This window comes from Pseudovibrio sp. WM33 (genome assembly GCF_001623165.1).
Taxonomy (GTDB): Bacteria; Pseudomonadota; Alphaproteobacteria; order Rhizobiales; family Stappiaceae; genus Pseudovibrio.
Window position 1 is genome coordinate 1 of record NZ_LMCK01000097.1, and the last position, 1,652, is coordinate 1,652.

The 1,652-nt window shown below is 47.5% G+C and carries 1 protein-coding gene; it reads left to right on the forward strand.

Annotated features, from left to right (window positions below; translation table 11 throughout):
- Nucleotides 1-464: 464 nt before the first annotated feature.
- Nucleotides 465-1,241: a 5'-nucleotidase, lipoprotein e(P4) family gene (locus PsWM33_RS18515; protein ID WP_063301202.1), complete on the forward strand. Its 777-nt coding sequence runs from the start codon at nt 465-467 to the stop codon at nt 1,239-1,241.
- The last annotated feature ends 411 nt before the right edge of the window (nt 1,242-1,652 follow it).

The following is a 1,652-nucleotide window of genomic DNA, read 5'->3' on the forward strand; positions in this document are numbered from 1 at the left end:
CTGCGCGTCTATGGCTACGCAACTTTGTCAACAGGACCTAGTTAGAATTTCCTCTGACAGGGAGCGATCCCGCGTCTTTTCTTTATTCTTTATAATGTATTACCAATCAAACCGGGATACTTTGCTCAGGTCTTAATTCCCATACGTCATCAAGATTGAATACCTTGGACATGGCAACAAGGGCTTCGTTTGCTTGCCGAGGTGTGAGTCTCAGCGCGGGTTGAAGTTTCGCAACATCCCTTATCCCCGTTCTCTCCACTTTTCGGGTCATCGAAAATTTATGAAGTGCAGCAGAAATCATGACACCATCGAACACAGCCCGATGGTAAGTGTCAATAAGACTATGAACACGGTTCAATATTGGAAGCTGGTTTTGTATGTCCCATGATTGCGGACTGAGTGAAATTTCACAAGTCTGCTACCCGAACCATGAAAGCAAAAGCTTAATGAAAGAGAATAGTTCCATGAAACAACGTTTCCTCTCCACTTCGGTATTTGCCTGCTTGATCCTGGGTTCACTTGCTCTGGCGAGCTTCGCGCAAGAAGCTTCCTCAAACGACTGTTCTGTTGCGGAGTTCACCATGGGCTTGCGTTTCCAGCAGCAATCAGCGGAAGTTCGGGCACTACAGAGACAAGCCTATAACATTGCTACGCAGAAACTTGAAGCTGCAGTCGAAGCGGCAGATGATCCTTCGAAACTGGCTATTGTTTCTGATCTGGATGAGACTGTGATTGATAATAGTGCTCTGTTGGCTCGTGATCTGAAGAACTGCCATACATATGATGTATGGGACACTTGGCTCCCATGGGAGCGCGATGGTAAGCCGACATTGATCCCCGGAGCAAAGGAATTCTTAAACTACGCAGATGAACTGGGGGTTGCTATTCGCTACATTTCAGACCGCGCTGACAAGCAGAAGGATTACACGCTGGCTACGTTGAGTGAGCTGGGTTTGCCACAGATCAGCGCGGAGACTGTTCTTCTGCTTGGACCACCTAAAGTGGAGCGACGTGAGATTGTGCGGAAGGATCACCAGATTGTTCTGATGCTGGGGGATACATTGCATGACTTCGACGGCGGTTTCCGTAAAACTCCTCTGGATCACCAGAAATCTCTTGTCGATGAGAGTGCCGCTAAATGGGGTACAGAGTGGATCGTTTTCCCGAACACCGCCTACGGCACGTGGTCCGAAGCTCCTTTGACCAGATGGAGCGATGAGACCATCATTGAAAAATGGTGACTAGATCAGTTTATCTTTTTCGAATCGCTAGATTTTTCGGCGATTGAATGGTCTTAAAGCCCGACTAATATGCGTATAGGTGGTGTCAGAGGCTCACGTCTTTGTTGGTTTGCGAAAACATTCGAAGGTCTATGAGGTTAGCATGGCACCACTTGTACAGCCCTGCGCAGAAAGACAAGCTGGGAAGTTAGTTTACGGTGCACGATTTTCTTTTACTGAAAAAGAGGATTGAAACATCACATGCGTTGTACCTAGATTAGAAGCGCATATTGAAGCTGTATACCCGCAGTGTCTAACTGTTTTCTCAGGGTATGATGATGATCGCACTAGGTCCTGTTGACAAAGTTGCGTAGCCATAAACGCGCAGCAGTCTGAGCCTCCCCCATCCACCCCTATAGTTAGGAAAGCGGA